At 59.5% G+C, this 23,608-nt stretch carries 22 protein-coding genes; 14 read left to right on the forward strand and 8 right to left on the reverse strand.

Translation table 11 applies throughout. The features are described 5' to 3' along the window. Positions 1-81 precede the first annotated feature (81 nt). Positions 82-954, reverse strand: coding sequence for a LysR substrate-binding domain-containing protein (locus K0P33_RS08475; protein WP_094951558.1), 873 nt, complete (start codon positions 952-954; stop codon positions 82-84). Positions 955-1,112: 158 nt separating this feature from the next. Here K0P33_RS08475 and K0P33_RS08480 point away from each other — a divergent pair, with 158 nt between their 5' ends. The 3 genes from K0P33_RS08480 (at position 1,113) to ccoM (ending at position 2,121) form a co-directional block, all read left to right on the forward strand. Then, positions 1,113-1,598 carry a lipocalin-like domain-containing protein gene (locus K0P33_RS08480; RefSeq protein ID WP_094951559.1) on the forward strand — a complete coding sequence of 162 codons (486 nt, stop codon included), beginning with the start codon at positions 1,113-1,115 and terminating at the stop codon, positions 1,596-1,598. Positions 1,599-1,699: 101 nt separating this feature from the next. Then, positions 1,700-1,861 carry a hypothetical protein gene (locus K0P33_RS08485; protein ID WP_094951560.1) on the forward strand — a complete coding sequence of 54 codons (162 nt, stop codon included), beginning with the start codon at positions 1,700-1,702 and terminating at the stop codon, positions 1,859-1,861. 143 nt (positions 1,862-2,004) lie between these two features. Further along, on the forward strand, positions 2,005-2,121 hold the full coding sequence (gene ccoM / locus K0P33_RS31325; protein WP_017137226.1) for a cytochrome c oxidase subunit CcoM: 117 nt from the start codon (positions 2,005-2,007) through the stop codon (positions 2,119-2,121). A gap of 305 nt (positions 2,122-2,426) precedes the next feature. Here ccoM and K0P33_RS08490 read toward each other — a convergent pair whose 3' ends face one another. Further along, the gene (locus tag K0P33_RS08490) at positions 2,427-3,902 is read right to left on the reverse strand and encodes an inorganic phosphate transporter (RefSeq protein WP_094951561.1); all 1,476 of its coding nucleotides are present in this window, start codon (positions 3,900-3,902) and stop codon (positions 2,427-2,429) included. A 323-nt stretch (positions 3,903-4,225) separates the two neighbouring features. Continuing rightward, positions 4,226-4,426: a hypothetical protein gene (locus K0P33_RS08495; RefSeq protein ID WP_003189295.1), complete on the reverse strand. Its 201-nt coding sequence runs from the start codon at positions 4,424-4,426 to the stop codon at positions 4,226-4,228. Between the two features lie 547 nt (positions 4,427-4,973). Between K0P33_RS08495 and pcaR the strand changes: the two genes are divergently transcribed. The 11 genes from pcaR to pcaC all read left to right on the forward strand — a co-directional run bounded on the left by pcaR (position 4,974) and on the right by pcaC (position 15,901). Further along, on the forward strand, positions 4,974-5,816 hold the full coding sequence (pcaR, locus tag K0P33_RS08500) for a pca regulon transcriptional regulator PcaR (RefSeq protein ID WP_025855315.1): 843 nt from the start codon (positions 4,974-4,976) through the stop codon (positions 5,814-5,816). Between the two features lie 148 nt (positions 5,817-5,964). After that, positions 5,965-7,305 (forward strand): MFS transporter, encoded by a 1,341-nt coding sequence (locus tag K0P33_RS08505; RefSeq protein ID WP_094951562.1) that lies wholly within the window; start codon positions 5,965-5,967, stop codon positions 7,303-7,305. A 300-nt stretch (positions 7,306-7,605) separates the two neighbouring features. Next, positions 7,606-8,463, forward strand: a complete 858-nt coding sequence (locus tag K0P33_RS08510; RefSeq protein ID WP_094951563.1) for a CoA transferase subunit A — start codon at positions 7,606-7,608, stop codon at positions 8,461-8,463. Continuing rightward, positions 8,463-9,242: a CoA-transferase subunit beta gene (locus tag K0P33_RS08515; RefSeq protein WP_242154818.1), complete on the forward strand. Its 780-nt coding sequence runs from the start codon at positions 8,463-8,465 to the stop codon at positions 9,240-9,242. The genes K0P33_RS08510 and K0P33_RS08515 overlap by 1 nt, the downstream gene beginning before the upstream one ends. Further along, complete coding sequence (gene pcaF, locus K0P33_RS08520) at positions 9,239-10,444, forward strand: 3-oxoadipyl-CoA thiolase (protein ID WP_242156014.1); 1,206 nt, start codon at positions 9,239-9,241, stop codon at positions 10,442-10,444. The genes K0P33_RS08515 and pcaF overlap by 4 nt, the downstream gene beginning before the upstream one ends. 17 nt (positions 10,445-10,461) lie before the next feature. Beyond that, the gene (pcaH, locus tag K0P33_RS08525; RefSeq protein ID WP_094951566.1) at positions 10,462-11,166 is read left to right on the forward strand and encodes a protocatechuate 3,4-dioxygenase subunit beta; all 705 of its coding nucleotides are present in this window, start codon (positions 10,462-10,464) and stop codon (positions 11,164-11,166) included. Position 11,167: 1 nt separating this feature from the next. Next, positions 11,168-11,734, forward strand: a complete 567-nt coding sequence (gene pcaG, locus K0P33_RS08530) for a protocatechuate 3,4-dioxygenase subunit alpha (protein WP_094951567.1) — start codon at positions 11,168-11,170, stop codon at positions 11,732-11,734. A gap of 206 nt (positions 11,735-11,940) precedes the next feature. Continuing rightward, positions 11,941-13,236, forward strand: a complete 1,296-nt coding sequence (locus tag K0P33_RS08535; RefSeq protein WP_094951568.1) for an MFS family transporter — start codon at positions 11,941-11,943, stop codon at positions 13,234-13,236. Between the two features lie 10 nt (positions 13,237-13,246). Then, positions 13,247-14,611, forward strand: coding sequence for a 3-carboxy-cis,cis-muconate cycloisomerase (locus tag K0P33_RS08540; RefSeq protein WP_242154820.1), 1,365 nt, complete (start codon positions 13,247-13,249; stop codon positions 14,609-14,611). A gap of 10 nt (positions 14,612-14,621) precedes the next feature. Continuing rightward, positions 14,622-15,413 (forward strand): 3-oxoadipate enol-lactonase, encoded by a 792-nt coding sequence (gene pcaD, locus K0P33_RS08545; protein ID WP_094951570.1) that lies wholly within the window; start codon positions 14,622-14,624, stop codon positions 15,411-15,413. A gap of 89 nt (positions 15,414-15,502) precedes the next feature. Continuing rightward, the gene (gene pcaC / locus K0P33_RS08550; RefSeq protein ID WP_056857455.1) at positions 15,503-15,901 is read left to right on the forward strand and encodes a 4-carboxymuconolactone decarboxylase; all 399 of its coding nucleotides are present in this window, start codon (positions 15,503-15,505) and stop codon (positions 15,899-15,901) included. Between the two features lie 416 nt (positions 15,902-16,317). On the opposite strand, the gene K0P33_RS08555 is transcribed toward pcaC, so the two are convergent. The 5 genes from K0P33_RS08555 to K0P33_RS08575 form a co-directional block, all read right to left on the reverse strand. Then, a complete protein-coding gene (locus K0P33_RS08555) occupies positions 16,318-17,202 on the reverse strand; it encodes a polysaccharide deacetylase family protein (protein ID WP_242154822.1) in 885 nt (294 codons plus the stop codon). 159 nt (positions 17,203-17,361) lie between these two features. Continuing rightward, positions 17,362-18,747 carry a M91 family zinc metallopeptidase gene (locus K0P33_RS08560; RefSeq protein ID WP_242154824.1) on the reverse strand — a complete coding sequence of 462 codons (1,386 nt, stop codon included), beginning with the start codon at positions 18,745-18,747 and terminating at the stop codon, positions 17,362-17,364. 348 nt (positions 18,748-19,095) lie between these two features. Beyond that, positions 19,096-20,214, reverse strand: a complete 1,119-nt coding sequence (locus tag K0P33_RS08565; RefSeq protein ID WP_242154826.1) for a hypothetical protein — start codon at positions 20,212-20,214, stop codon at positions 19,096-19,098. 297 nt (positions 20,215-20,511) lie between these two features. After that, the gene (locus K0P33_RS08570; RefSeq protein WP_094951574.1) at positions 20,512-21,762 is read right to left on the reverse strand and encodes an OprD family porin; all 1,251 of its coding nucleotides are present in this window, start codon (positions 21,760-21,762) and stop codon (positions 20,512-20,514) included. Positions 21,763-21,916: 154 nt separating this feature from the next. Next, positions 21,917-23,599 carry a J domain-containing protein gene (locus K0P33_RS08575; protein ID WP_242154829.1) on the reverse strand — a complete coding sequence of 561 codons (1,683 nt, stop codon included), beginning with the start codon at positions 23,597-23,599 and terminating at the stop codon, positions 21,917-21,919. Between the last annotated feature and the right edge of the window lie 9 nt (positions 23,600-23,608).

Below are 23,608 nucleotides of genomic sequence, written 5' to 3' on the forward strand. Positions count from 1 at the left end.
CGAGGGTTGAGAGGTTTTCAGCATGTTGGTTGCGACGATGGGCGACAAACGGATAGATCTCATCTGACGTATCTAAAAAACTCATGCGTCGCTGCAGGCTTCCTTCAACCACTGGCTGAAGCATTCGGCCGCATCGCTGGCGGGGCCTTGGGGGGCGATCAGCCAGTAGGCGATTTCGCTGTGATAGGGCGGCCAGTCGAAGGCTTCCACCAGGCTGCCGTCCTGCAGCTTGCGTTCGATCAAACAGTGGCGGCCCATGGCGATGCCCTGGCCGGCCACGGCGGCTTCGACCACGATGTTGTAGTCGTGCAGCATCACACGGGGGTGGCGCTCGAGGTCGACTTGATAATGCGCGGACCAATCGGTCCACTCGAACGGGCGGTGCGAGGTGGCCATCAATAATGCGCCGTTGTGCACTTGGCTGGCCTTGAACGCCGGGCTGCACACCGGCGAGATCACCTCAGGCATCAGCCGCGTGGCCTGTACATCGGGCCAATCACCCTTGCCGTAACGGATGGCCAGGTCGACCTCGGCGGCGGCCACGTTGGCAAACTGAATCGCCGGCAGCAACTCCACCTGGATGTGCGGGTAACGGTTGAGAAACCCGGCCAGGCGCGGCGCCAGCCACAGGGTAGCAAAGGATGCCAGCAGGCCGACGCGAAGCACGGTGGTACTGGGTGCTACTTTCTGGGCGCGTGTGGCGGCGGCGATGGCGTCGAGGGCGGGGCGGATTTCGGCGTAGTAACGTTGGCCATCGGCGGTCAGATCAATCGCTCGGGTGCGTCGGATAAACAGCGGTTTGCCCAGATGCTGTTCGAGCTTTTGCACCTGGTGGCTGAGGGCGCTCTGGGTGACCGACAACTCGTTCGCCGCCTTGATAAAACTCAAGTGCCGCGCCACGGCTTCGAAAGCGCGCAGAGCCAGCAGCGGCGGAAGGTCATTGTGCAGTGCCAACTGAATGCGCCTACAGAAAAGGGGGGAAGTTTCGATTTTGGGCGATGTCCTACCTTTTGTCGCCCTCTGATTCTGCTGTCGAAGCTAGTCGATATTTCTTACATCCCCTCGGGCATTAGTGCGCAAAGCTTTGTGTCTTTTTTTGACACGGTAGAGCGATGAAAAACCCTATGAAGGCAAATGTGATCGGGTTGGCCATGGCTGTCGGCCTTTGCGGGGCCGCAGCAGCGAGTGAATCACCGCTGGTCGGCGCCTGGAAGCTGATCGGTTATCAGGTCGAATCCCAGGAGACCCGTAAGAAAATCCCCGCGATGGGCAGCAGTCCTGCCGGCCGGGTTATTTTTACGGCGGATCATCGGGTGGCGTTCGTGTTGACCGGCGAGGGAAGGCAGGCGGGCTCTACGGACGCGGAAAAATCAGCGCTGTTGAGTACCTTGGTTGCCTACACCGGTATTGAGCGGGTCGAGGGGAACCAATGGTGCACGCAAGTCGATGCTGCCTGGAACCCGGAGTGGGTCGGCACGGTGCAGTGTCGCGACTTTCACATCGAGGGCGACACGCTTGAAGTGCTGACGCCTTGGCGGCAAATGCCGAACTGGCCGGGGATCACGCGTTCCATCATCACGTTTGAGCGCGATAAGTAAGCCAATGGGTGGGGCGCGTTGGGGATTTTTATCCCGGTATTTGCCGTCGGGCGGGGGAGGCCGCATTATTGAGGTATTCCCGCCACTACGTAAGCCAAGCCATGAGTGATGACGACAAGCTGGTCGACCTGAATGCCGAACGTGCCAAACGTGTGCATGACCTGAATGACAAACGCCTGAATGAAGTTCGCCAGGCGTTTGAGCAGGCGATGCCACTGGGCAAGGTTAAGAAAAAGTCGAAAAACAAGCCGAAAAAGCGATGAACTGACCTGAATCTGTTGATGCAGGTCAGTTATTGCCCTTCTTTACGCCCCGTTGCGGGCGACATTGATCCCCGTCAATTTTCCAATCGGCCTTCTCTATTAACTTAGCCCTATCGCAACAGGGCACGAGCAGGAGGCCGGTCATGTTTTTCGATAATGTGGTGTTTGCCGGAGTGTTGACTGTCAGCCTCATGGTGCTGTTTTTTGTAGGATTTGGGATTTTTATCTGGAAGGACGCTAATAAGCGTAAAGAACCGTAAGTTCTTCTGGGTTACATGAGCACGCAAGGCATTTTGGGCGACTTCGGTCGCCCTTTTTTTTGGGCTGCGTTTTTTGTTGTAGCGAGTACATACCCGTTGCTGCGGTAACGGCGGCTTAGGGTTCCGCTCTTACAGCGGCTCATTTTTGGAAAGGCCGGAATGCCGGCCCAGCCAAAAGTAAGCCGCTGTAAGAGCGGAAGCCCTATCAGCCATCACCCAAATAACGGATATGTACTCAATCAACCGCCCATAAAAAAAGGCGCAACCCCCAAAGAGATCGCGCCTTCTTTCTCAGCCGCAGCCTATCAGCTACCCAACGCCTTGGAAGCCAGCCAGAACAACCCGGCCGACAGGCCCACAGTCGCCGGCAAGGTCAATACCCAAGCCATCAGAATGGTCTTCACCGTGCCACCTTGCAGGCCGCTTTTGTTCGCAACCATGGTCCCGGCAACACCCGAAGACAACACGTGAGTCGTGGAAACCGGCAGGCTGAAGATGTTGGCCAGGCCGATCATGCACGCCGTGGTGATCTGCGCCGACATGCCCTGGGCATACGTCATCCCTTGCTTGCCGATCTTCTCACCGATGGTCAACACCACGCGCTTCCAGCCCACCATGGTGCCCAGGCCCAAGGCCAGTGCGACCGCGAGAATCACCCAGAACGGCGCGTACTCGGTAGTGGCGGTCAGGTCTTTGCGCAGCTTGTCCAGGTCGGACTTCTCACGCGCATCCAGGCCCGGCAGCTTGCCGACTTTCTTCGCAGTGTCGTCCAGGCACAGCAGGTAGCGGCGCACTTCAATACGGTGATCAGAGGTCAACGAGTGGTAGTCGGAAACCCCTTTCAACGTGTCCATCAGCGCGCTGATGGTTGGCTCCGTCTGCTGCGGGTTGCACCGGAACTTGCCCGGCAGGTCATCCTTAACACTTTTACCCAGTGCCAGGAACTCGCCAAGCGTGGCGTTGTTGCGCTGGTAGAACTGGCTCAAGTGCACGGTGGCGTCACGGGTGCGCTCGATCTGGTAGGTGGTGCTGCCCAGGTCGAGTACGAACTGCGCCGGCACGATACCGATCAACACCAGCATGATCAGGCCGATACCTTTCTGGCCATCGTTGGAGCCGTGCACGAAGCTCACGGCCATCGCCGAAATCACCAGGACCAGGCGGTTCCAGAAGGGCGGGTGCTTCTTGTCGTCGACCTTGCGGCGCTGGTCCGGGGTCTTGTGCATCTTCGACAGCGGGCGCCACCATTTCAGGCCGAGCAGCACCAGGGCTGCGACCAGGAAACCGGCCATCGGCGAGAACACCAGGGACGCGCCGATATCGATCGCTTTCTGCCAGTTCACACCGTCAGCCAGGGGAATATCGTTGATCAGGGCGTTGGCCAGGCCCACGCCGAGGATCGAGCCGATCAGGGTGTGCGAGCTGGAGGCGGGGATACCGAAGTACCAAGTACCCAGGTTCCAGGTGATCGCCGCGGCCAATAAAGAGAAGACCATTGCCAAGCCATGGCCGGTGTTCACATTGATCAGCAACTCCACCGGCAGCAAATGCACGATGGCGTAGGCGACACCCACACCACCGAGCAACACGCCGAGGAAGTTGAACACCCCGGAGAAGAACACGGCCAGATGCGGCGGCATGGCTTTGGTATAGATGACTGTGGCCACCGCGTTAGCGGTGTCATGAAAGCCATTGATGAACTCGAAGGCGAGGACAAAGGCGAGGGCGAGCAACAGGCTCACTAGAACCCAAGCATCCAGTCCGCTGAATAAATCGATCATGAAGGTTTTCTGACCCGTTCGTAAGGGGGCGCGATTATGCCAGAAAACCTCAGTAATCGATGCATTAGCTGCTCATCGGTAACAATCTTCACTGAAAAATCATGACGCACAGGCACGCATCCCAGGGTTTTCGGGGCTTTGGCAAGTCTTTGATTTATAAAGCGAGGTCTCGTAAAGACGGTTTTTTCTGACCGAAATGTGACGTTTGAAACATTTGTACGAAATTTCGCTAGGGGTGGTAGGAGCCTGGCGAAAATCAGGCTGCCCACCACTGGCAATGCGCCAGCAGTGGTGGCAAAACCTTGAAGCCCAAATCGAAGCGCTTATGGCTCTTCTGTTTTGAGTTCCTGTTCAATCTTTTGGATTTCCTGGGCAAATGCCTGATCCAGCAAGCTGGCTCGCTTGCGCCATGGCTTGCGCTCAGGCTCAGGCTGGGCGGCGTAGGTGGTGACTTCCCCGCCGTAAACGTCCTTGTAACGTTGCTCCTGGCGCTCAAGTTCCGCGCGCAGTTCGTCTTTCGTCACAGTGTTACCTAATTGAGTTGAGTTTATAGATTGTGCAGCGTCATGCCTGAAAGCCGTCCTCGGGTTATTTCACATTGAACAGTGCAGCCGTCCAAGTTTGAAAGAGGGGCCGGAGGGCAAAACTTTTAGCGACTACTTGTGACCGACGCTGCATACAGCCCGCAACGTCTGGCGAGCTCTAATCCCGATTGTGGTACCGGGCTGACCTCTGCACACGCTGCATTATAGCGGCGCATTTGAATAACACTATCACCGTGAAGTTAAAAAGCGTCAACGCCGAGTGAGGCTTTTGTTACATGCAGGCGTCAGTCTTTGGAAACGTCAGCGTTTTAAAATCTGTACTCTTCTAAATGTCAGCATGATTACTCCAACTTGATAAATCCTACGGCGCGGGTGAAAACGTGACGTGTCGCGCAAATTGCGATAATCGAATGATCGTCCGATAATCGCCCAATGTTGCCGGCCCCGCCTTGTACATCAATGTCTGCGCGGCTTGTAATAGCGGCCAACCCTCCCAGCGGTTGAAAATAAGAGAAAGGACCCTGAAATGAACGATCAATTGCGCAACTCCTTCGCGTCAGTGGCGCCGCCGATCGTGGCTTCCCCGGCCAAGCGCATCCAGGCGTTTACCGGTGATCCGGACTTCATGACCTCCCTGGCCCGTGGCCTGGCCGTGGTGCAGGCCTTTCAGGAGCGCAAGCGCCACCTGACCATCGCCCAAATCAGCCACCGCACCGAAATCCCCCGCGCCGCCGTGCGCCGTTGCCTGCACACCTTGATCAAGCTCGGTTACGCCACCACCGATGGGCGTACGTACTCGCTGTTGCCCAAAGTCCTGACCTTGGGCCATGCCTACCTATCCTCCACGCCCTTGGCGGTCTCAGCCCAGCCGTACCTGGACCGCATGAGCGAACAACTGCACGAAGCCTGCAACATGGCGACCCTGGAAGGCGACGACATTCTCTATATCGCCCGTTCCGCCACCACCCAGCGCCTGATTTCCGTGGACCTGTCGGTGGGCGGGCGCTTGCCGGCGTATTGCACGTCGATGGGCCGTATCCTGCTCGCGGCGTTGGACGATGCCTCGCTGCAGGACTACCTCGATCACGCTGACCTGCAAACCAAGACCAGCCGCACCCTGACCACCCCCGAAGCCTTGTTCGAATGCCTGCAACAAGTGCGTCAGCAAGGTTGGTGCATCGTCGACCAGGAACTGGAGCAGGGCCTGCGCTCCATCGCCGTGCCGGTGTACGACGCGTCCGGCCAGGTGTTGGCCGCGCTGAATGTCAGTACCCACGCGGGAAGGGTCAGTCGCAGTGAGCTTGAGCAACGTTTCCTGCCGAGCATGCTCAGCGCCAGCCGCGAGTTGAGTGCGCAGCTGTTTGCCTAAGTGTTCGGTGACCGCACAGATCCCGGCTTGATCAATTGACGGTGATTCCCCTGGCTTATTAATGTGCGGCAGCGCTGTTAGCGCCGCCCAATAATAAGTAATGACGACCTCAGGTCGTCAGCCCGCCATCGGTGTGGAAATAAAAATAATGAATCAACCCTCTGTCGGTACCAACCTGGACGTGCAGTCCTTTATCAATGCCCAGCCACTGTCGCGTTATCAGTGGCGCGTGGTGATCCTGTGTTTCCTCATCGTCTTCCTCGACGGCCTCGACACCGCGGCCATGGGCTTTATCGCCCCCGCGCTGTCCCAGGATTGGGGCATTGACCGCGCCAGTCTCGGCCCGGTGATGAGTGCCGCGTTGATCGGCATGGTGTTCGGCGCGCTGGGTTCCGGACCGCTGGCTGACCGCTTCGGGCGCAAAGTGGTGTTGGTGAGTGCGGTGTTGGTGTTTGGCGCGTTCAGCCTGGCCTCGGCCTACAGCACTAACGTCGACCAGTTGCTGGTATTGCGCTTTCTCACGGGGCTGGGCCTGGGCGCGGGCATGCCGAATGCCACCACGCTGCTGTCCGAATACACCCCTGAGCGCCACAAATCGTTGCTGGTGACCAGCATGTTCTGCGGTTTCAACCTGGGCATGGCCGGTGGCGGGTTTATTTCCGCCAAGCTGATCCCGGCGTTCGGCTGGCACAGCCTGCTGCTGATCGGTGGCATCCTGCCGTTGATCCTGACGGTGGTGCTGTTGGTGTGGCTGCCGGAGTCGGCGCGTTACCTGGTGGTGCGCAACCGCGGCACCGACAAAGTGCGCAAGACCTTGTCACCCATCGAGCCCAACCTCGTCGCCCAAGCCACCAGCTTCAGCGTGCCCGAGCAAAAAACCGTCAAGGCGCGCAACGTGTTTGCGGTGATCTTCTCCGGTACCTACAGCGCCGGCACCTTATTGCTGTGGCTCACCTACTTCATGGGCCTGGTGATTGTGTACCTGCTGACCAGTTGGCTGCCGACCCTGATGCGCGACAGCGGCGCCAGCATGGAACAGGCCGCTTTTATCGGTGCGTTGTTCCAGTTCGGCGGTGTGCTGAGTGCAGTCGGCGTGGGCTGGGCGATGGACCGCTTCAATCCGCACAAAGTCATCGGCACGTTTTACCTGCTGGCCGGGGTGTTTGCCTACGCCGTAGGGCAGAGCCTGGGCAATATCACGGTACTGGCGACCTTGGTGTTGGTGGCCGGCATGTGCGTCAACGGCGCGCAATCGGCGATGCCGTCCCTGGCCGCGCGCTTCTACCCGACCCAGGGCCGCGCTACCGGTGTGTCGTGGATGCTCGGCATCGGCCGCTTCGGCGCGATCCTGGGTGCGTGGATGGGCGCGACGTTGCTGGGCCTGGGCTGGAACTTCGAGCAAGTGCTGACTGCACTGGTGATTCCAGCCGCATTGGCCACGGCAGCCGTGTTGATCAAAGGCATGGTCAGCCATGCGGATGCGACCTGAGGCCTGACCCCATTTTGTGGCAGCCAGGAGGCTATGTGGGGGCTGGCTTGCCTGCGATGCAGACGACTCGGCCCAACAGGTAAATCGAGTTGATGCAATCGCAGGCAAGCCAGCTCCCACATTGTCCGTGCCCAGTTGAGTTGACGGTTTTGCACAAAAGATTAGCTAGATAACAATCTGTTCGATAATCGAACACTGAGTCGATTATCGGATTGTTCGACCCATTGCCCCGGCTTAATCTTCAAGCACTTCGGCGCCACCTCAGCGCCTTTTTCGATCAACACCGGGAGCCCAACCCCCATGGCTGAAATTCTTGCGCTGCGTGACGCGGTGAAGCAATTCGTGAATGACGGCGACACCGTCGCACTGGAAGGCTTCACCCATTTGATCCCTACGGCAGCGGGTCATGAAATCATTCGTCAGGGCAAGAAAGACCTGACGCTGGTGCGTATGACGCCCGACCTGGTCTACGACCAGTTGATCGGTGCCGGTTGCGCGCGCAAGTTGATTTTCTCCTGGGGCGGCAACCCCGGCGTGGGCTCTTTGCATCGCCTGCGTGATGCGGTGGAAAAACACTGGCCGCAACCGTTGGAGATCGAAGAGCACAGCCACGCCGACCTGGCGAATGCCTACGTTGCCGGTGCATCGGGCCTGCCGTTCGCCGTGCTGCGCGCCTACGCCGGTTCCGACCTGCCCAAGGTCAACCCGCTGATCAAGACCGTGACCTGCCCATTCACCGGCGAAGTGCTGGCGGCAGTGCCGTCGGTGCGCCCGGACGTCACCGTGATCCACGCACAGAAGGCCGACCGCAAGGGCAACGTGTTGCTCTGGGGCATTCTCGGTGTGCAGAAGGAAGCGGCGTTGGCGGCCAAGCGCTGCATCGTCACCGTCGAAGAAATCGTCGACGACCTGAATGCACCGATGAACAGCTGCGTGCTGCCGACCTGGGCGCTGACGGCGGTGTGCCATGTACCCGGTGGCGCACACCCGTCCTACGCCCACGGCTACAACGAGCGTGATAACCGCTTCTACCAGGCGTGGGACCCGATCGCCCGCGACCGTGGGACTTTTACCGCCTGGATCGACGAATACATCCACGGCACCGCCGACTTCAGTGAATTCCAGGCCAAGCTGGCCGCCGCGCAGGAGGCCAAGTAATGGCTTACTCGACCAATGAAATGATGACCGTCGCCGCCGCGCGCCGCCTCAAGAACGGCTCGGTGTGCTTCGTCGGCATCGGCTTGCCCTCCAAGGCCGCCAACTTGGCGCGCCTGACCTCATCGCCCGATGTGGTGCTGATCTACGAGTCCGGCCCGATTGGTGCCAAGCCCAGCGTACTGCCGTTGTCCATCGGCGACGGTGAGCTGGCGGAAACCGCTGACACCGTGGTGCCGACCGGTGAGATTTTTCGCTACTGGCTGCAGGGCGGGCGCATCGACGTGGGCTTTCTCGGCGCGGCCCAGGTCGACCGGTTTGGCAATATCAACACCACCGTGGTTGGCGATTACCATCAGCCCAAAGTGCGCTTGCCGGGTGCCGGCGGCGCGCCGGAGATTGCCGGCTCGGCCAAGAGCGTGCTGATCATCCTTAAGCAGTCGGCGCGTTCGTTTGTCGACAAACTGGACTTCATCACCTCGGTCGGCCACGGCGAAGGCGGCGATTCACGTAAACGCTTGGGCCTGCCGGGCGCAGGTCCCGTAGGGATTATTACCGACCTGTGCATCATGGAGCCGGAAGAGGGCAGCCATGAATTCGTGGTCACTGCGCTGCACCCTGGCGTGACGCGCGAGCAAGTGGTCGCGGCCACCGGTTGGGCAATTCGGTTTGCAGACCACGTAAGCACCACCGACGAACCGACGGACCTCGAACTGACGGCCCTGCGTGATCTCGAAGCCCGCACCGCCGCCGCCCATGGCCAAGCGCCAGGAGACGCCTGATGCGTGACGTATTTATCTGTGATGCCATCCGCACGCCCATCGGCCGGTTTGGCGGTGGTTTGTCCACGGTGCGCGCCGATGACTTGGCGGCACTGCCGATCAAGGCGCTGATCGAACGTAACCCGTCGGTTGACTGGAGCGCCGTCGACGAAGTGTTCCTCGGTTGTGCCAACCAGGCCGGTGAAGACAACCGCAACGTCGCGCGGATGGCGCTGTTGCTGGCGGGCCTGCCGCAAAGCATTCCCGGGGTGACCCTCAACCGTCTGTGCGCCTCGGGCATGGACGCCATCGGCACCGCCTTCCGCGCTATCGCCAGCGGCGAAATGGAGCTGGCGATTGCCGGTGGCGTCGAGTCGATGTCCCGTGCGCCGTTTGTGATGGGCAAGGCCGACGCAGCGTTTTCACGCAACATGAAGCTGGAAGACACCACCATCGGCTGGCGTTTTATCAACCCGTTGATGAAGGCCCAATACGGTGTGGATGCCATGCCGCAGACCGCCGATAACGTCGCCGACGACTACAACGTGTCCCGCGCCGACCAAGACGCCTTCGCGCTGCGCAGCCAGCAACGGACTGCCGCCGCGCAAGCCGCCGGGTTCTTTGCCGAAGAAATTGTGCCGGTGCGCGTCGCGCATAAAAAAGGCGAGACCGTGGTCGAGCAGGATGAGCATCCGCGCGCCGACACCACTCTGGAGGCTCTGGCTAAACTCAAGCCAGTGAATGGCCCGGACAAGACTGTCACTGCTGGTAATGCTTCCGGCGTGAACGATGGTGCGGCGGCACTGATACTGGCCAGCGCCGACGCGGTAAAGAAACATGGCCTGACCGCCCGCGCCCGTGTGCTGGGTATGGCCAGTGCCGGTGTCGCGCCGCGAGTGATGGGCATCGGCCCGGTGCCGGCGGTGCGCAAACTGGTGGAACGCCTCGGCCTGGCGGTCACCGACTTTGATGTCATCGAACTCAATGAAGCCTTCGCCAGCCAAGGCCTGGCGGTGCTGCGTGAGCTGGGCATCGCCGACGACGCCCCGCAGGTGAACCCGAACGGCGGCGCCATTGCCCTCGGCCATCCGCTGGGCATGAGCGGCGCACGGCTGGTATTGACGGCACTGCACCAACTGGAAAAAACCGGCGGCCGCAAAGGCCTGGCGACTATGTGTGTGGGCGTCGGCCAAGGCTTGGCCCTGGCGATTGAACGCACCTAATAAGAGAGGATTGCTCCATGAGTGACAAGCCCGGATATCGGCGCCCGCAAGCGGGCACTCAACCTGATTACCTGCACCCGGCCTACCAGTCGACGAACCTGCGTTCGCCGTCCCAGCCGTTGGTGTTCCTGCCGCATTCCTTGTCGGAAATCACCGGCCCGAGCATCGGCGCCGAGCGCGTCAATGAGCAGGACAATGACCTGACCGCCCAGCATGAAGGCGAGCCTGTGGGCGAACGCATCATCATTCACGGCCGCGTGCTGGATGAAAACGGCCTGCCGGTGCCGGGCATTCTGGTGGAGATCTGGCAGGCCAACGCCGCCGGCCGCTACAACCACAAGCGCGACCTGCATGACGCGCCGCTGGACCCAAACTTCACCGGCACCGGCCGCACCGTGACCGACGCCGATGGCGGGTATCAGTTCCAGACCATCAAGCCCGGCGCCTACCCGTGGGGCAACCACCACAATGCGTGGCGCCCGGCGCATATCCATTTTTCGCTGTTCGGCCCAAGCGTGCTGACCCGCCTGGTCACGCAGATGTACTTCCCCGGCGACCCGCTGTTGGAATACGACCCGATCTACAACTGTGTGCCGGACACCTCGGCCAAGCAGCGCCTGATCGCCAGCTTCGACCTGGAAAAAACCATTCCTTCCTATGCCCTCGGCTACCGCTGGGACATCGTCCTGCGCGGCCGCGACGCCACGCCGATGGAGAAATGAGATGACACTCTATGCGACCACGTCCCACACCGTCGGGCCGTATTACCACATCGGCCTGACCTGGCTGAACCGCGAAGACCTGACCGTGCCTGCGACCTTGGGCGAGCGCGTGGCGATCAGCGGGCAAGTGGTGGATGGCAACGGTGATGTCGTCAACGACGCCATGCTCGAAGTCTGGCAGGCCAACGCCGCCGGCAAATACGACCACCCGGAAGATGAACAGGACAAAGCCGTCGACCCCAACTTCGAAGGCTTTGGCCGCGTGCCGGTGGATGCCGAAGGGCGTTTTCGCTTTACCACCATCAAGCCGGGCAGCGTGCCAGGGCTGGCGGGGACGACCCAGGCGCCGCATCTGGTGGTGTTGGTGTTTGCGCGTGGGTTGGTGAAGCACTTGCTGACGCGGATTTATTTTGACGGTGAGGCGTTGAACGCGGATGACCCGTTGTTGGCGTGTGTGCCTGCTGAGCGGCGCAGCACGTTGATTGCCAAGACGGATGCAGGCGGTGTGTATCAGTGGAATGTGGTTTTGCAGGGCACAGATAAGGAAACGGTGTTCTTCGACTATTGAGTTGGCTTGAGATCTGATCGTTCCCATGCTCTGTGTGGGAATGCAGCCGAGGACGCTCCGCGTCCCAAAGCGTGACGCAGAGCGTCACAAGAGGCATTCCCACGCGGAGCGTGGGAACGATCATCAAATATCGAAAAGTCTGCTTGCGGAACATGGTTGTTGCAAAGTATGTCTAGGCTATAACCGTTTCCACTGAGTGAAAAAACATGACAACAAAAACGATTCACTACACCGGAGAAGAACGCAGCAAACGGATTTTTGCCATTGTCGGCGCATCCTCCGGCAACCTCGTCGAGTGGTTCGACTTCTATGTCTATGCCTTCTGCGCGATCTATTTTGCCCCGGCATTTTTTCCGTCGGAGAGCCCCACCGTACAACTGCTCAGCACCGCCGGGGTGTTCGCTGCCGGTTTCCTGATGCGACCTATTGGCAGCTGGGTGTTCGGCAGTTTGGCCGACAAGCACGGCCGAAAAAATTCGATGATGATCTCGGTGCTGATGATGTGCGCCGGCTCGCTGGTTATTGCGTTTTTGCCGACCTACAAAGACATCGGGATCTGGGCACCTGCGCTGCTGTTGGTGGCGCGCCTGTTTCAGGGTTTGTCGGTGGGCGGCGAGTACGGCACCACCGCCACCTATATGAGTGAGGTGGCCCTCAAGGGCCAGCGCGGGTTCTTTGCCTCGTTCCAGTACGTGACCTTGATCGGCGGGCAATTGCTCGCGGTGCTGGTGGTGGTGATCCTGCAGCAATTCCTCAGCGAAGATGAACTGCGCGCCTGGGGCTGGCGGATTCCGTTTGTGGTCGGTGCCGTCGCAGCGCTCATCTCTCTACTGCTGCGCCGCACCTTGAAAGAGACCACCACCAAGGAAATGCGTGAGCACAAAGACGCCGGTAGCATTCGCGCATTGCTGCGCAACCACACGGCAGCCTTTATCACGGTGCTGGGTTACACCGCGGGTGGCTCGCTGATTTTCTACACATTCACCACTTACATGCAGAAGTACCTGGTGAACACGGCCGGGATGCATGCCAAGACGGCCAGCTACATCATGACCGGCGCGCTGTTCCTGTACATGTGCATGCAGCCTTTGTTCGGCATGTTGGCGGACAAGATCGGCCGGCGTAATTCCATGTTGTGGTTCGGCGCGCTCGGCACCCTGTGCACCGTGCCGATCCTGCTGACCTTGAAAACCGTCAGCAGCCCGTTCCTGGCCTTTGTGCTGATCACCCTGGCCTTGGCGATTGTCAGCTTCTACACCTCCATCAGCGGCCTGGTCAAAGCGGAAATGTTCCCGCCGCAGGTGCGTGCGTTGGGCGTGGGCCTGGCCTATGCGGTGGCGAATGCGGTGTTTGGCGGTTCGGCAGAAGTCGTCGCGCTGAGCCTCAAATCCATCGGCCTGGAAAACGCCTTCTATTGGTATGTCACCGTGATGATGGCGGTGGCCTTCCTGTTTAGCTTGCGCCTGCCGAAAGAGGCGGCGTACTTGCACCACGATTTGTAAGGGATGAGTTATGACACTGCGCACGAGCAACCAATTGTTCGACGCTTACTTCACCGCTGACAGCATGGCTGAGGTGTTCTGCGACCAGGGACGCCTGCAGGGCATGCTGGATTTCGAAGCGGGGCTGGCCCGGGCCGAGGCCCAGGTCGGGTTGATTCCGCAGGCCGCCGTCGCTCCGATTGCTCAGGCGTGCCTGGCGTCTTTGTACGACGTGGATGCCCTCGGCGTGGCGATTGCCACGGCAGGCAACTCGGCGATTCCGCTGGTGAAGGCGCTGGGCAAGTTGATCGCCAGTGAAGATGCCGGCGCCGAACGTTACGTGCACTTGGGTGCGACCAGCCAGGACGTGATGGACACCGGCCTGGTGCTGCAATTACGGCGTGCTTTGGAATTGATCGATGCGGACTTGGCGCAGCTGGGCGAGATTCTCGCTGCGCAGGCCCAACGTTATGCCGGCGTGCCGTTGGCCGGGCGCACGTGGTTGCAGCACGCGACGCCGGTCACCCTGGGAATGAAAATCGCCGGTTGGCTGGGGGCGGTGACGCGCAGTCGCCAGCGCCTTGCCGAGTTGAAACCGCGCTTGCTGGTGCTGCAATTCGGCGGCGCATCCGGCACCTTGGCGGCGCTGGGCGAACACGCTATGCCGGTGGCCGAAGCTTTGGCGGCTGAGTTGCAACTGAGCTTGCCCGAGCAACCCTGGCACACCCAACGGGATCGATTGGTGGAGTTTGCCAGCGTGCTTGGCCTGATCGCCGGCAGCCTCGGCAAGGTGGGCCGTGATATCAGCCTGCTGATGCAGACCGAAGCGGCGGAAGTGTTCGAGCCTTCGGCGCCAGGCAAGGGCGGTTCGTCGACTATGCCGCACAAGCGCAACCCGGTGGGCGCCGCGGTGCTGATTAGCGCCGCCACCCGTGTGCCAGGGTTGGTGGCGACGATGTTCAGCGCCATGCCTCAGGAGCACGAGCGTAGCCTGGGCCTGTGGCACGCGGAATGGGAAACCTTGCCGCAGATTTGCCGGTTGGTGTCCGGCGCCTTGAAGCACGCGCTGGTGGTGAGCGAAGGGCTGGAAGTCGACGCTGAGCGCATGGCGCACAATCTCGATCTGACCCAAGGCCTGGTGCTGGCCGAAGCCGTCAGTATCGTGCTGGCCCAGCGCCTGGGCCGCGACACCGCGCACCATCTGTTGGAGCAATGTTGCAAGCGCGCCGTCGCAGAGGGCCGCCATTTGCGCGCGGTACTCGCGGACGAACCGCACGTGACCGCCGAGCTATCAGCGGCTGAATTGGATCGCCTGCTTGACCCGGCGCACTACCTGGGCCAGGCACACACTTGGGTCACTCGCGCGGTGACCGACCATTTTGCATTGATCGCGTAAGGAGAACGCTGTGGCTTTTGTACAACTCGCCGAGGGCGAACTGCATTACCAACTGGATGGGCCTGTGGAAGCGCCGGTACTGGTGCTCTCCAACTCCCTGGGCACCGATCTGCATATGTGGGACATCCAGATCCCGGCGTTCACCGAGCATTTTCGCGTGTTGCGTTTCGACACCCGTGGCCATGGTAAATCCCTGGTGACCGAGGGGCCGTACAGCATCGAGCAACTGGGCCACGACGTGATTGCGCTGCTGGATGCGCTGGATATTCAACGCGCGCATTTCTGCGGGCTGTCCATGGGCGGCTTGATCGGCCAATGGTTGGGCATCAATGCCGGTGAGCGTTTGCAGCGGCTGGTGGTGTGCAACACCGCGGCCAAGATCGGCACACTGGATGTATGGAACCCGCGTATCGAGACGGTCCTGCGCGATGGCGCGGCGGCCATGGTGGCGCTGCGTGACGCGTCTATAGCACGTTGGTTTACCGCCGATTTCGCTGCTGCCAACCCGCACCAGGCCAAGCAGATTACCGACATGCTTGCGGCCACATCGCCCCAGGGGTATGCCGCCAACTGCGCAGCGGTGCGTGATGCCGATTTTCGTGAGCAACTGGCCTCGATCAAAGTGCCGACACTGGTGATTGCCGGCACTGAAGATGCCGTCACGCCGCCGGCCGGTGGTCACTTTATCCAGAACAACGTGAAGGGTGCCGAATACGCTGAGTTTTACGCGGCGCACCTGTCCAACGTCCAGGCCGGGGCTGAGTTCAGCGAGCGTGTATTGGAATTCTTGCTGGCTGATTGACCCTTGTGGCAAACCCACTCGCCACAACAAGCCCGCTTGCCACAACTACAGATGAGCGGGCTGATATCTAATTGAACCAGGAGCTTTTTGTGGACGAGAAACAACGTTACGCCGACGGCCTGCAAGTGCGCCGTGAAGTGCTGGGTGATGCCCATGTCGACCGCAGCCTCAATGCCTTGACCGAGTTCAACAGCGAGTTCCAGGAAATGATCACCCGCCACGCCTGGGGTGATATCTGGACCCGCCCCGGCCTGCCTCGTCACACCCGCAGCCTGATCACCATCGCCATGCTGATCGGCATGAACCGCAGTGAAGAACTCAAGCTGCACCTGCGTGCCGCCGCGAGCAATGGCGTGACCCGCGCCGAGATCAAGGAAGTGCTGATGCAGAGCGCGATCTACTGCGGGATTCCGGCGGCGAACGCGACGTTTCACCTGGCGGAGTCGGTGTGGGATGAGTTGGGCGTGGAGTCGCGTCAGCAAGATTGAACCTGAAATGCGCTCAACTGTAGGCGCTGGCTTGCCTACGATAGCCAAAGGTATCTACGCAACTCTTTGGTGTTGCACGAGTAGACCTGTGGCTAGGGAGCTTGCTCCCGTAACGGGCTCTGGGCTGGCCATTTTCTTCAGGTTGACCGACCTGAGTGGTTGAAGCAAAAGCAGGGCAACAGCACAGCAGCACACTCTCTGTCTGATGTACCGAGATCTAAATGTGGGAGCTAGTCGAATCGTCGCACCGCCGCTCCCTCAATTTGACCGAGTTCGGCTGCCAGCACCGCAGTGCTTTGCTTTTCTGTGGGAGCTGGCTTGCCTGCGATGCGGGCACCTCGGTGTATCAGGCATAACCAGTTGAGGCCATCACCGACAAGCCAGCTCCCACATTAGATCTACATGGGCCTGCTGGATCAGTGAGAATCCGCATCCCATATCCAGTTCCACACACCCGGCAAGTGCACCTCTTCACTCACATCCTTCACCGTACGCGCCATTGCTGCGCGTTCCAGTGTGGCGTGGTCGGTGTAGAACGGCTCGGCGGCGGTTTTCATGCCGTTGATGCGGGCGCTGTCCATCAGGATCTGCAAGTACTCCTGCAAGTGCCGCGCGGTGTAGCGGTTGATATCGTGGAAGGTCACCACCACCGGTATCACGCCATCCACGGTAGGCAGTTCACCCAAGGCTATGCGTTCGCGCACCACCGACAGTTGCCGATACAAGTTCGCCCGTCGACGCGGGCTGCCGTTGAAACCCCAGATTTTGCCGTCATTGGCACTCAAATCTGTCAGCAATACGTGCATCCCGTGGCGCTGGTAGGCGGCGAAGGTGCGTCTGTCGTAGTTCCAAAAGGGCGGGCGCACCAGCGTGGGCGGCGCGCCAGTGATCGAGGTGATATCCGCCGCGCCCAGGCTGAGGGCGCGTTCAAGTTCGGCATCACTGAGCCAGCGGTGATTGGTATGAAACCCTGTGGCCGTGTGGAAGGCCAGGACGTGCCCGGCCGCGTACTCGCGTTCCATGGTCTTGCGCCCGCGCGCGCTGCCGCCGGAACGGGACGCTGCGGTCTGCAGGAAAAACACCGCCTTGATGCTCGGCAATACCGGGTTTTTCGCCAGGTCGGCGATCACCGAGCGGCTCGGGTTGTTGTAGCCCGAGGCGCTGGGGCCGTCATCAAACGTCAGCAGGAAACGGATCGGCGCTTGGGTTTGCAGGCGTTGTGCGGTCTGCGGAGTCAGGGCAATGGGCGCGCTGATGCAGCCGGTGAGCAGAGTCGACAGAATGACAATCAGGTATTTCATGGCAGCCTGGGTTCAGAGAGAGTCATCCGTTTCGTTGAGGTCCGTGTGCCGGGTGAAGGGCGCGTGCACGATACAGCATGATTGCGCCGGCTATAACGGGTAAATGCTGCCGCTTGTCTTAAGGGTAGCGGGCCGTTGTCTCAGCCCGCTTTTCAGGTGTCATGCATAGCGTGTTCGAAGTGGATTGCCCATTTCTGCGTGCAGACTATTTTCAGTAAAGGGGGCGGGGTTGGTAGCAGTGGGTGGGGTAGCAGGGTCGTTATCGAAATCGAATCCCGGCGCGTCAGTGGGCAGGCCGACAGCCTGCAATTCGAAATTGGGTGGGCCGGGATGCTCAGGTTCATCGGTCGTCGGTGCACTCAGACCTGGGAGCAACGTTCCGTTGGAGGCGTTCCAGCCATGTACCATTTCATGGAAGAGCTGGACAATCGGAGACACCGTTACTTCGTTGTCGATTTTATTAATTAGGCTTGGGTTGTAGAGAATTTTAATTTGATCCATGTGGGCGCCCGCCACCCCATCCTTTATAAAGCCCTGTTTCGGATCAAAGTCTTCGAGGGCATTGCTCTCCTCTTCGCTCATTGCTTGCAGTTGAGTACTAATGAACAGGATAAAATTGGTGGGCAGGGGCATATTTTCGAGGGTGATGGGTGCGCCATTTCTCTCTGCTGCTTTATCCAGCGCCTCCAGCAGTTTCTGCCCTGCGGGCGATGCGCGAAGTAGTTCCAGGTCATCTTCGACCCGCTGGATGAAATCGGGTGGCCCTATGATTTTGAAGGCTTGTCGGCCCGCTTCGGTCGGCGTTACGTGGGTAATCGTTGAACCTTGAGTACCGATCAGGCGATCCGTCTTTTGTGCATAGATACGCGCCTTGAGTGCGTTGGCTCGCACAGTGTCGCGGCCCGGCCCGGTGTAAAAAGTGGTCTGGTCGTACCCCACCATCAGGTCTTTATCCCGGCCACCATTAAGCACCGTATGCCCATTGCCCGCGTACAGCTGGTCGTCGTCGGCGCCGCCATCCAGGTGGCTGCGTTTACTCGCCGGCCCGCTGCCTGCGTACAGGCGATCTTTGCCAGCATTGCCGTACATGACCGCGTGGCCGGTGCCACCCATTATCGTGTCGTCGCCCTCATTGCCTTCTGCATAGCCTATGCCGCTGCCAAGACGAATATGGTCATTGCCGCGCCCGCCATAGATGCTGGTGGGGCCGCCGCCTGCCTGGACGAAGTCGTCGCCATCTTCGGCCTCGATCTCCACTCGCACGGTGACATTGGGGTCAAGGGTAATTCGATCGTCACCCGCTCCGGTTTTGATGTGGAGAAAGGTCGGAACGTTAGAGCGGCCGTCGAAGGTATTGAAGGCATAGTCGCGCCCGTTTATCCGCGCGTACAGCTGGCCGTCAGGGCGCTGGCTGATATGGATATGGTCAGCTTTGTCACCTGTTTCGATGATCAAAATATTCGCTAGGGTCTCAGGATGCTCAGGTTTTTTGAGACCCTCGATCAGCTTCTGGCTGACACGCAGGTAGCCGTCATCCACCAACATCTGTGTGTTGGTACGAATGGGGGGAGGGCCGGGGCGCGAGCTAGGTTGACTGTCGGTTGGGGGCAGCGGGGGCGCCATGGAGTGGCTGTGATGTGAAGTGGCTGTGGTCATAGGCGGTTAACCTCTTGTCGGATGGTGTGATTTTCTGAGTCGGCATTTGCCGCAAAGGTGCACATCCTTCAGTCGAGCTATGGGCAGGAAACGTTCCTGCTCTAAGGGCGGCTATTTGCTACAAAAACAGCCGCGAACAATTAACGTGCGCGGCTGTAGCGCGGGCTGATCGGGCAGCTGACGATCACTCGGTTCGTCTGCTCCCCCAGGCGCGGTCCCTGAACAGCCGAGTAGTATTTACGACACAGGGTTGTAGTTCTGGAACGTGTACCGTTGAGCCTGGCGATCCTCCTCGGCCCGGGAAGTGAAACCACCGCCCCTGTACAGCGAACCACTTTTGTCTTCGCCCGGGAGGATGTACGAATAGTTTTTGACGTTGGAATCGATGATGATTTTATCCTCACCGTCCTGCGTTGAGATGAATAGCCTTGAGTGACCGGTTGCATCGTTTTTAATCGGCAGCAAGAATTTCTCGCCATTGATGTCTGCAACCATGGAGCCGTCTTCAGCCGCCATAATTCGGACGTTGTCTGCTTCTTTGCCGGTCTGGATGTAAACAACGCCGTCACCGAACTGGAGGGCGTCTGTATTCGGGGTGAAATTGATGATTACATCACCGTGTTTAAATACGTAGTCATCACCTTTTGGTCGCATCTGCGAGAGTACCGGGATGACACCCGGTTCCAGGAAGGTTTTCTTGTTGGCAGATTCCGGCGCGGAAATGTAGCCATTGACCCCGGCGACCCGATGGTTGTTATTGAGGCTGACGGTGGTTTCGAACCATATATTGTCAGCGACGTTAACCTCATCGTTACCACCGTTGGTTTTTATTTCGAGATGTTGGCTCATGGCGCCTATGTTTGTAATGGGCAATTCATAAGCTTTTCCATTAATTTCGGCAACTACGCCGCCCGTGGTAAGTGTCTTGATTTCAACAAGGTCATCTTTATTACCCGTTTCAATGGTGACTTTGTTTCGCTGAATTTCAATGCCATTGAAACTCCCTTGGTGCAGGGGAGAGGACGTTATCTTGACGTTGCCATTGTCAAACTCATGCGTAACCGGTGCGCCCGTCAGCGACTTTGGTATTTTTACAAGGGTTGTAAAAATAGCTGCAGGTTCCTTGACGGGCTCGGCCGCGCCGGCTTGGGGCTGATTAAGTTTTTGCTGAGTAAGGCTGTTGGCGGGCTGCTGCTGTGGACGGAGGCGGCCAGTATTTTTGCTGCTCTCCATTTGAGTGTGTGGTTGAGTGTCCTGAATGGCAGCGGCGGGGGTAGTTGTTGAAGGTTTTTGAATTGATTCTTGCCAGGCAAGCCAGATTGGATTAACTGGATTGCTAGAAGCATTGATGGTCATGAATTCGTTCCCTGTTTAATCGTTGAGTGATGTCGCTGGCTCGACAGTAAGGCTCCGTCTTGCTCCCTGTAATTGGTCCGACAGAAGATTCGGTTCCTGCGTGGCTTATTTCATATTCTTACAGGGAGCGGTGCGATGAACGATTAAGGTTGGGGGTTTTTACTTCAATGATTCATAGCAATGGCTGAAGGTTTATATTCTCAAGCAGTGTAGGCAGTGTGCCGTTAGAAAACCGGTCGCCATATATTGAGGCTGTATGAATATAGCCCTGTTATGGCGACTGATGTTTTAGTGGTGTTAAAGCAGCGAAATAGGATAGCTGACGATCAAGCGGTTTTCGTCGAACTCGTTGTTACTGTAGTCGCGGCGCATGCTGGAATTACGCCAGCGCACGTTCAAGTCCCTGAGCGCGCCGCTCTGCACCGTGTAGCCCAATTCGCTCTCGCGGCCCCACTCCTTGCCGTCGGTGACGGTGCCTGTGTGCACGTTGCTGCCGCTGATATAGCGGTTCATCAAGGTCAGGCCGGGTATGCCGAGGGCGGCGAAATTGTAGTCGTGGCGCACCTGCCAGGATTTTTCCTGGGCGTTGTCGTAGCTGGAGTTGTAACTGTCGTTGGCCAGGGTGCCGCCGCTGGTGCCGTTGACGCGCATCCAGGCGTTGTTGCCGGTGAGTTTTTGCAGGCCGACGTAGAAGGTGTTGCCACCATAGCGGGCGGAGAACAAGCCGGACAAAGTCTTGTTATCCAAGTCACCCGCGCGAGCGCTGCCGTCGTCTTTGCCGTAGAAGAACCCAAGGTTGGCGCCCAGGGTCCAGTCGCCCACAGGCTGGCTGTGGGTCAGGTTGACGAATTGCTGGCGGTAGATGTCCTTGAGTTGGGCATTCCACAGGCCGATCTGGGTGCGTTTGTCGTTGAACGCGTACTCGCCGCCCTGGAAGTTGAAGCGGTCGGAGGTGAAGGCGGTTTTACCGACCATCGACATGTCCGTCATGCTGCTGTCGTCGCGCGGGCTGTTGGCGCGGAACTGGCCGCCGTAAAGGGTCAGGCCGGCGATTTCCTTGGAGGTGATCTGCCCGCCGCGCAAGGTTTGCGGCAGGGAGCGGCCATCGTCGGAACGCAGGATCGGCAGCACCGGCATCCACTCGCCGACCTTGACTTCGGTCTTGGAGATCCGCGCTTTGAACGCCACACCGAGGCGTCCGAACTCATCCGCCGGGCGGCCATCGTGGTCCAGCGGCAACAGCTGGGTGCCGCCGGTGCCACGCCCGCCATCCAGTTTCAGCGAGTACAACCCCAGCACATCCACACCGAAACCCACGGTGCCCTGGGTAAAGCCGGATTTGGCGTCGAAGATGAAACTTTGCGTCCACTCCTGTGCGCCGCCCTGGGCTTTGGTCGGGTTGGTGTAATTGCGGTTGAAGAAGAAGTTGCGCAGGTTGAGGTTGGCGCTGGCGTCTTCGAGAAAGCCGTGTTCTTCGGCGACGACGGGCATGGCAAGACTGGCGACAGCAGTCGCCAGCAGCAGCCGGCGCGGGTTGAAAGTGCTCATGGTGTAGGACCTGTTGTTATTGGGGTTATGCAGGTGCCGGCCATGTTGCTTGGCAGTGTGGGTGCGATGAAAGTGGGGAGAGGCGGGTTGTGGGCGATGATCGAACGCAAGTTGACGGGCCGCCCTTTCGGCAGGGCGGCCAGGCTTCAAGGGTTTATAGAAAATGGATCAGGCTGGTCCATGGAACTTCGGGCAGATAGCGCTGGCAAAGCAGGGTGGCCAGCACCATTACCGTTAAAAATACGGGCTGCAGCGGGCTCCAATGCGCCCAATGCAGGCCGCTGATCCAAGGGTAAAAGTGTTCGATATTTTCGCTGACTTTACCGATCCTCTTGCAGTGAAACAGGTGGATCAGAATCATCCCGAGGTACGTCGCCATGCCCATCAACCCCAGCAGCAAGCCGAATGTCAGTAGCAGGCATAACTGCGGGATACCATGGCGCAATACCAGCCAATGCTGATGCGGGTTGAAGCGTTCCGGCAGCATATGCTTGCTCAGCCAGAGGTCCGGGACGATCAGATGTGCGGTAAAGTCTGCCCACAATTGGGTGCTGCGGATCGCGATGAAGGCTGGGATAAAGGTCAGCGCTACCAGCATGATCGCTTCGGCAGCCCGGTTCGACGTGGTATGTGGAGTAACGGCCAGGGCGGTAGCCAATGCCAGGCTGCTCCACACCTGTACCCAGGAGTGATGGGACATCGGACGGGGGAGAAACTTGCGCCAGAAAAACACATCAGTCTGTGGCAGACGTTCCAGCAACTGCGGGTAGCGCCAATTCAAGGTTTCGGCCAACTGCTGGCAAGCGTTCCAATCGTTGTTGCTGAAACTTGCCGTCATCCGGTGTTGTTGCGTCTCTGACAGGGGTGTCAGCAGCAGACGTGCGGCCATGGCATCGGCGGACTTCCAGGTGGTGTCCTGCGCCTTGGTTTGCAGGTGCTCATAAAAACTTTCCTGCTCGCAGCGCGACACCAGGCCACGCCACATCCAGGCCGGTTCCGGGTACACACCTTTCTGGTCGTCCCAGCCAAACGCCGAGCACACGCGTTCGAACAGCGGCACGCTCCATTGGGTTTCGTGCAGCAGTTGCAAGACGATGCGCTGCCACTGTTGCTGCTGGTCGAACACCCGCAGCCAGGGCTGGCTGTTGTACTGCGTCAGTTGGTTGACGAACTCGCGCTCGGCTTTTTGCTCCAGCAGTTCCTGCAAGGTGCTGCGATAGTCCTGGAGCAGCTCGCTGGTGAGGGCTTCGTGCTGCCAGGGCGTCATGGTCACCCGTTGCCAGGGCGTCAGCCATTCCAGGTGTTGCATCGCCCAACTGACGATTGCACTGCGCTCGCCGGGGGCTTCGAAGCAATGGCGCAGCAGGCCGGCCTGGAACGCCTCTTCACAGCCCTGCTGTTGGGCCAGGGCCCAGCGTTCATCGAGGTTGTGCACGTTCAGGCCGGTGAGCAGCGCGAGGGCCGGGTCTGGCTTTGGCGCTTCAAACGCGGCGGGGCTGAGCGGGCTGATGTTCATCAGCTCGGCGAGGTCATACGCGTTTTTCACCACCGGCGGTTCGAACGGCGCAGGGCCCAAGGGGCGAACGTCCATCAGCTCAGCCAGGTCGCTGAGGTTGCCGTGAGCCTGTTCGGCCACCGGCGCTTCGACGGTTTCCAGCTCCTCGTTGTCGGCCCGCCAGCGCGCTTCGCTCAGCGCTTGTTCATAGGCCTCGCGCAGGCGCTGGAAACCCTCGGCGTCATCGTCCGGGCGGCAGCTTTTCAGCAACCGCGCGTAGGTGCGCTTGATGGTGCGCTCGTCGGCATCGTCTGCCAGTTGCAACACTGTCCAACAGTCCATGTCGTTATC

The organism is Pseudomonas sp. ArH3a, from assembly GCF_022648765.1.
GTDB lineage: Bacteria > Pseudomonadota > Gammaproteobacteria > Pseudomonadales > Pseudomonadaceae > Aquipseudomonas.

Bases quoted from the DNA above. Each gene is read 5' to 3' on its own strand.
- K0P33_RS08480 (WP_094951559.1), top strand. From the start codon at position 1,113: ATGAAAAACCCTATGAAGGCAAATGTGATCGGGTTGGCCATGGCTGTC.
- K0P33_RS08485 (WP_094951560.1), top strand. From the start codon at position 1,700: ATGAGTGATGACGACAAGCTGGTCGACCTGAATGCCGAACGTGCCAAA.
- ccoM (WP_017137226.1), top strand. From the start codon at position 2,005: ATGTTTTTCGATAATGTGGTGTTTGCCGGAGTGTTGACTGTCAGCCTC.
- K0P33_RS08490 (WP_094951561.1), bottom strand. From the start codon at position 3,902: ATGATCGATTTATTCAGCGGACTGGATGCTTGGGTTCTAGTGAGCCTG.
- pcaR (WP_025855315.1), top strand. From the start codon at position 4,974: ATGAACGATCAATTGCGCAACTCCTTCGCGTCAGTGGCGCCGCCGATC.
- K0P33_RS08505 (WP_094951562.1), top strand. From the start codon at position 5,965: ATGAATCAACCCTCTGTCGGTACCAACCTGGACGTGCAGTCCTTTATC.
- K0P33_RS08510 (WP_094951563.1), top strand. From the start codon at position 7,606: ATGGCTGAAATTCTTGCGCTGCGTGACGCGGTGAAGCAATTCGTGAAT.
- K0P33_RS08515 (WP_242154818.1), top strand. From the start codon at position 8,463: ATGGCTTACTCGACCAATGAAATGATGACCGTCGCCGCCGCGCGCCGC.
- pcaH (WP_094951566.1), top strand. From the start codon at position 10,462: ATGAGTGACAAGCCCGGATATCGGCGCCCGCAAGCGGGCACTCAACCT.
- pcaG (WP_094951567.1), top strand. From the start codon at position 11,168: ATGACACTCTATGCGACCACGTCCCACACCGTCGGGCCGTATTACCAC.
- K0P33_RS08535 (WP_094951568.1), top strand. From the start codon at position 11,941: ATGACAACAAAAACGATTCACTACACCGGAGAAGAACGCAGCAAACGG.
- K0P33_RS08540 (WP_242154820.1), top strand. From the start codon at position 13,247: ATGACACTGCGCACGAGCAACCAATTGTTCGACGCTTACTTCACCGCT.
- K0P33_RS08555 (WP_242154822.1), bottom strand. From the start codon at position 17,202: ATGAAATACCTGATTGTCATTCTGTCGACTCTGCTCACCGGCTGCATC.
- K0P33_RS08560 (WP_242154824.1), bottom strand. From the start codon at position 18,747: ATGTTGGTGGATGACGGCTACCTGCGTGTCAGCCAGAAGCTGATCGAG.
- K0P33_RS08565 (WP_242154826.1), bottom strand. From the start codon at position 20,214: ATGACCATCAATGCTTCTAGCAATCCAGTTAATCCAATCTGGCTTGCC.
- K0P33_RS08570 (WP_094951574.1), bottom strand. From the start codon at position 21,762: ATGAGCACTTTCAACCCGCGCCGGCTGCTGCTGGCGACTGCTGTCGCC.
- K0P33_RS08575 (WP_242154829.1), bottom strand. From the start codon at position 23,599: ATGGACTGTTGGACAGTGTTGCAACTGGCAGACGATGCCGACGAGCGC.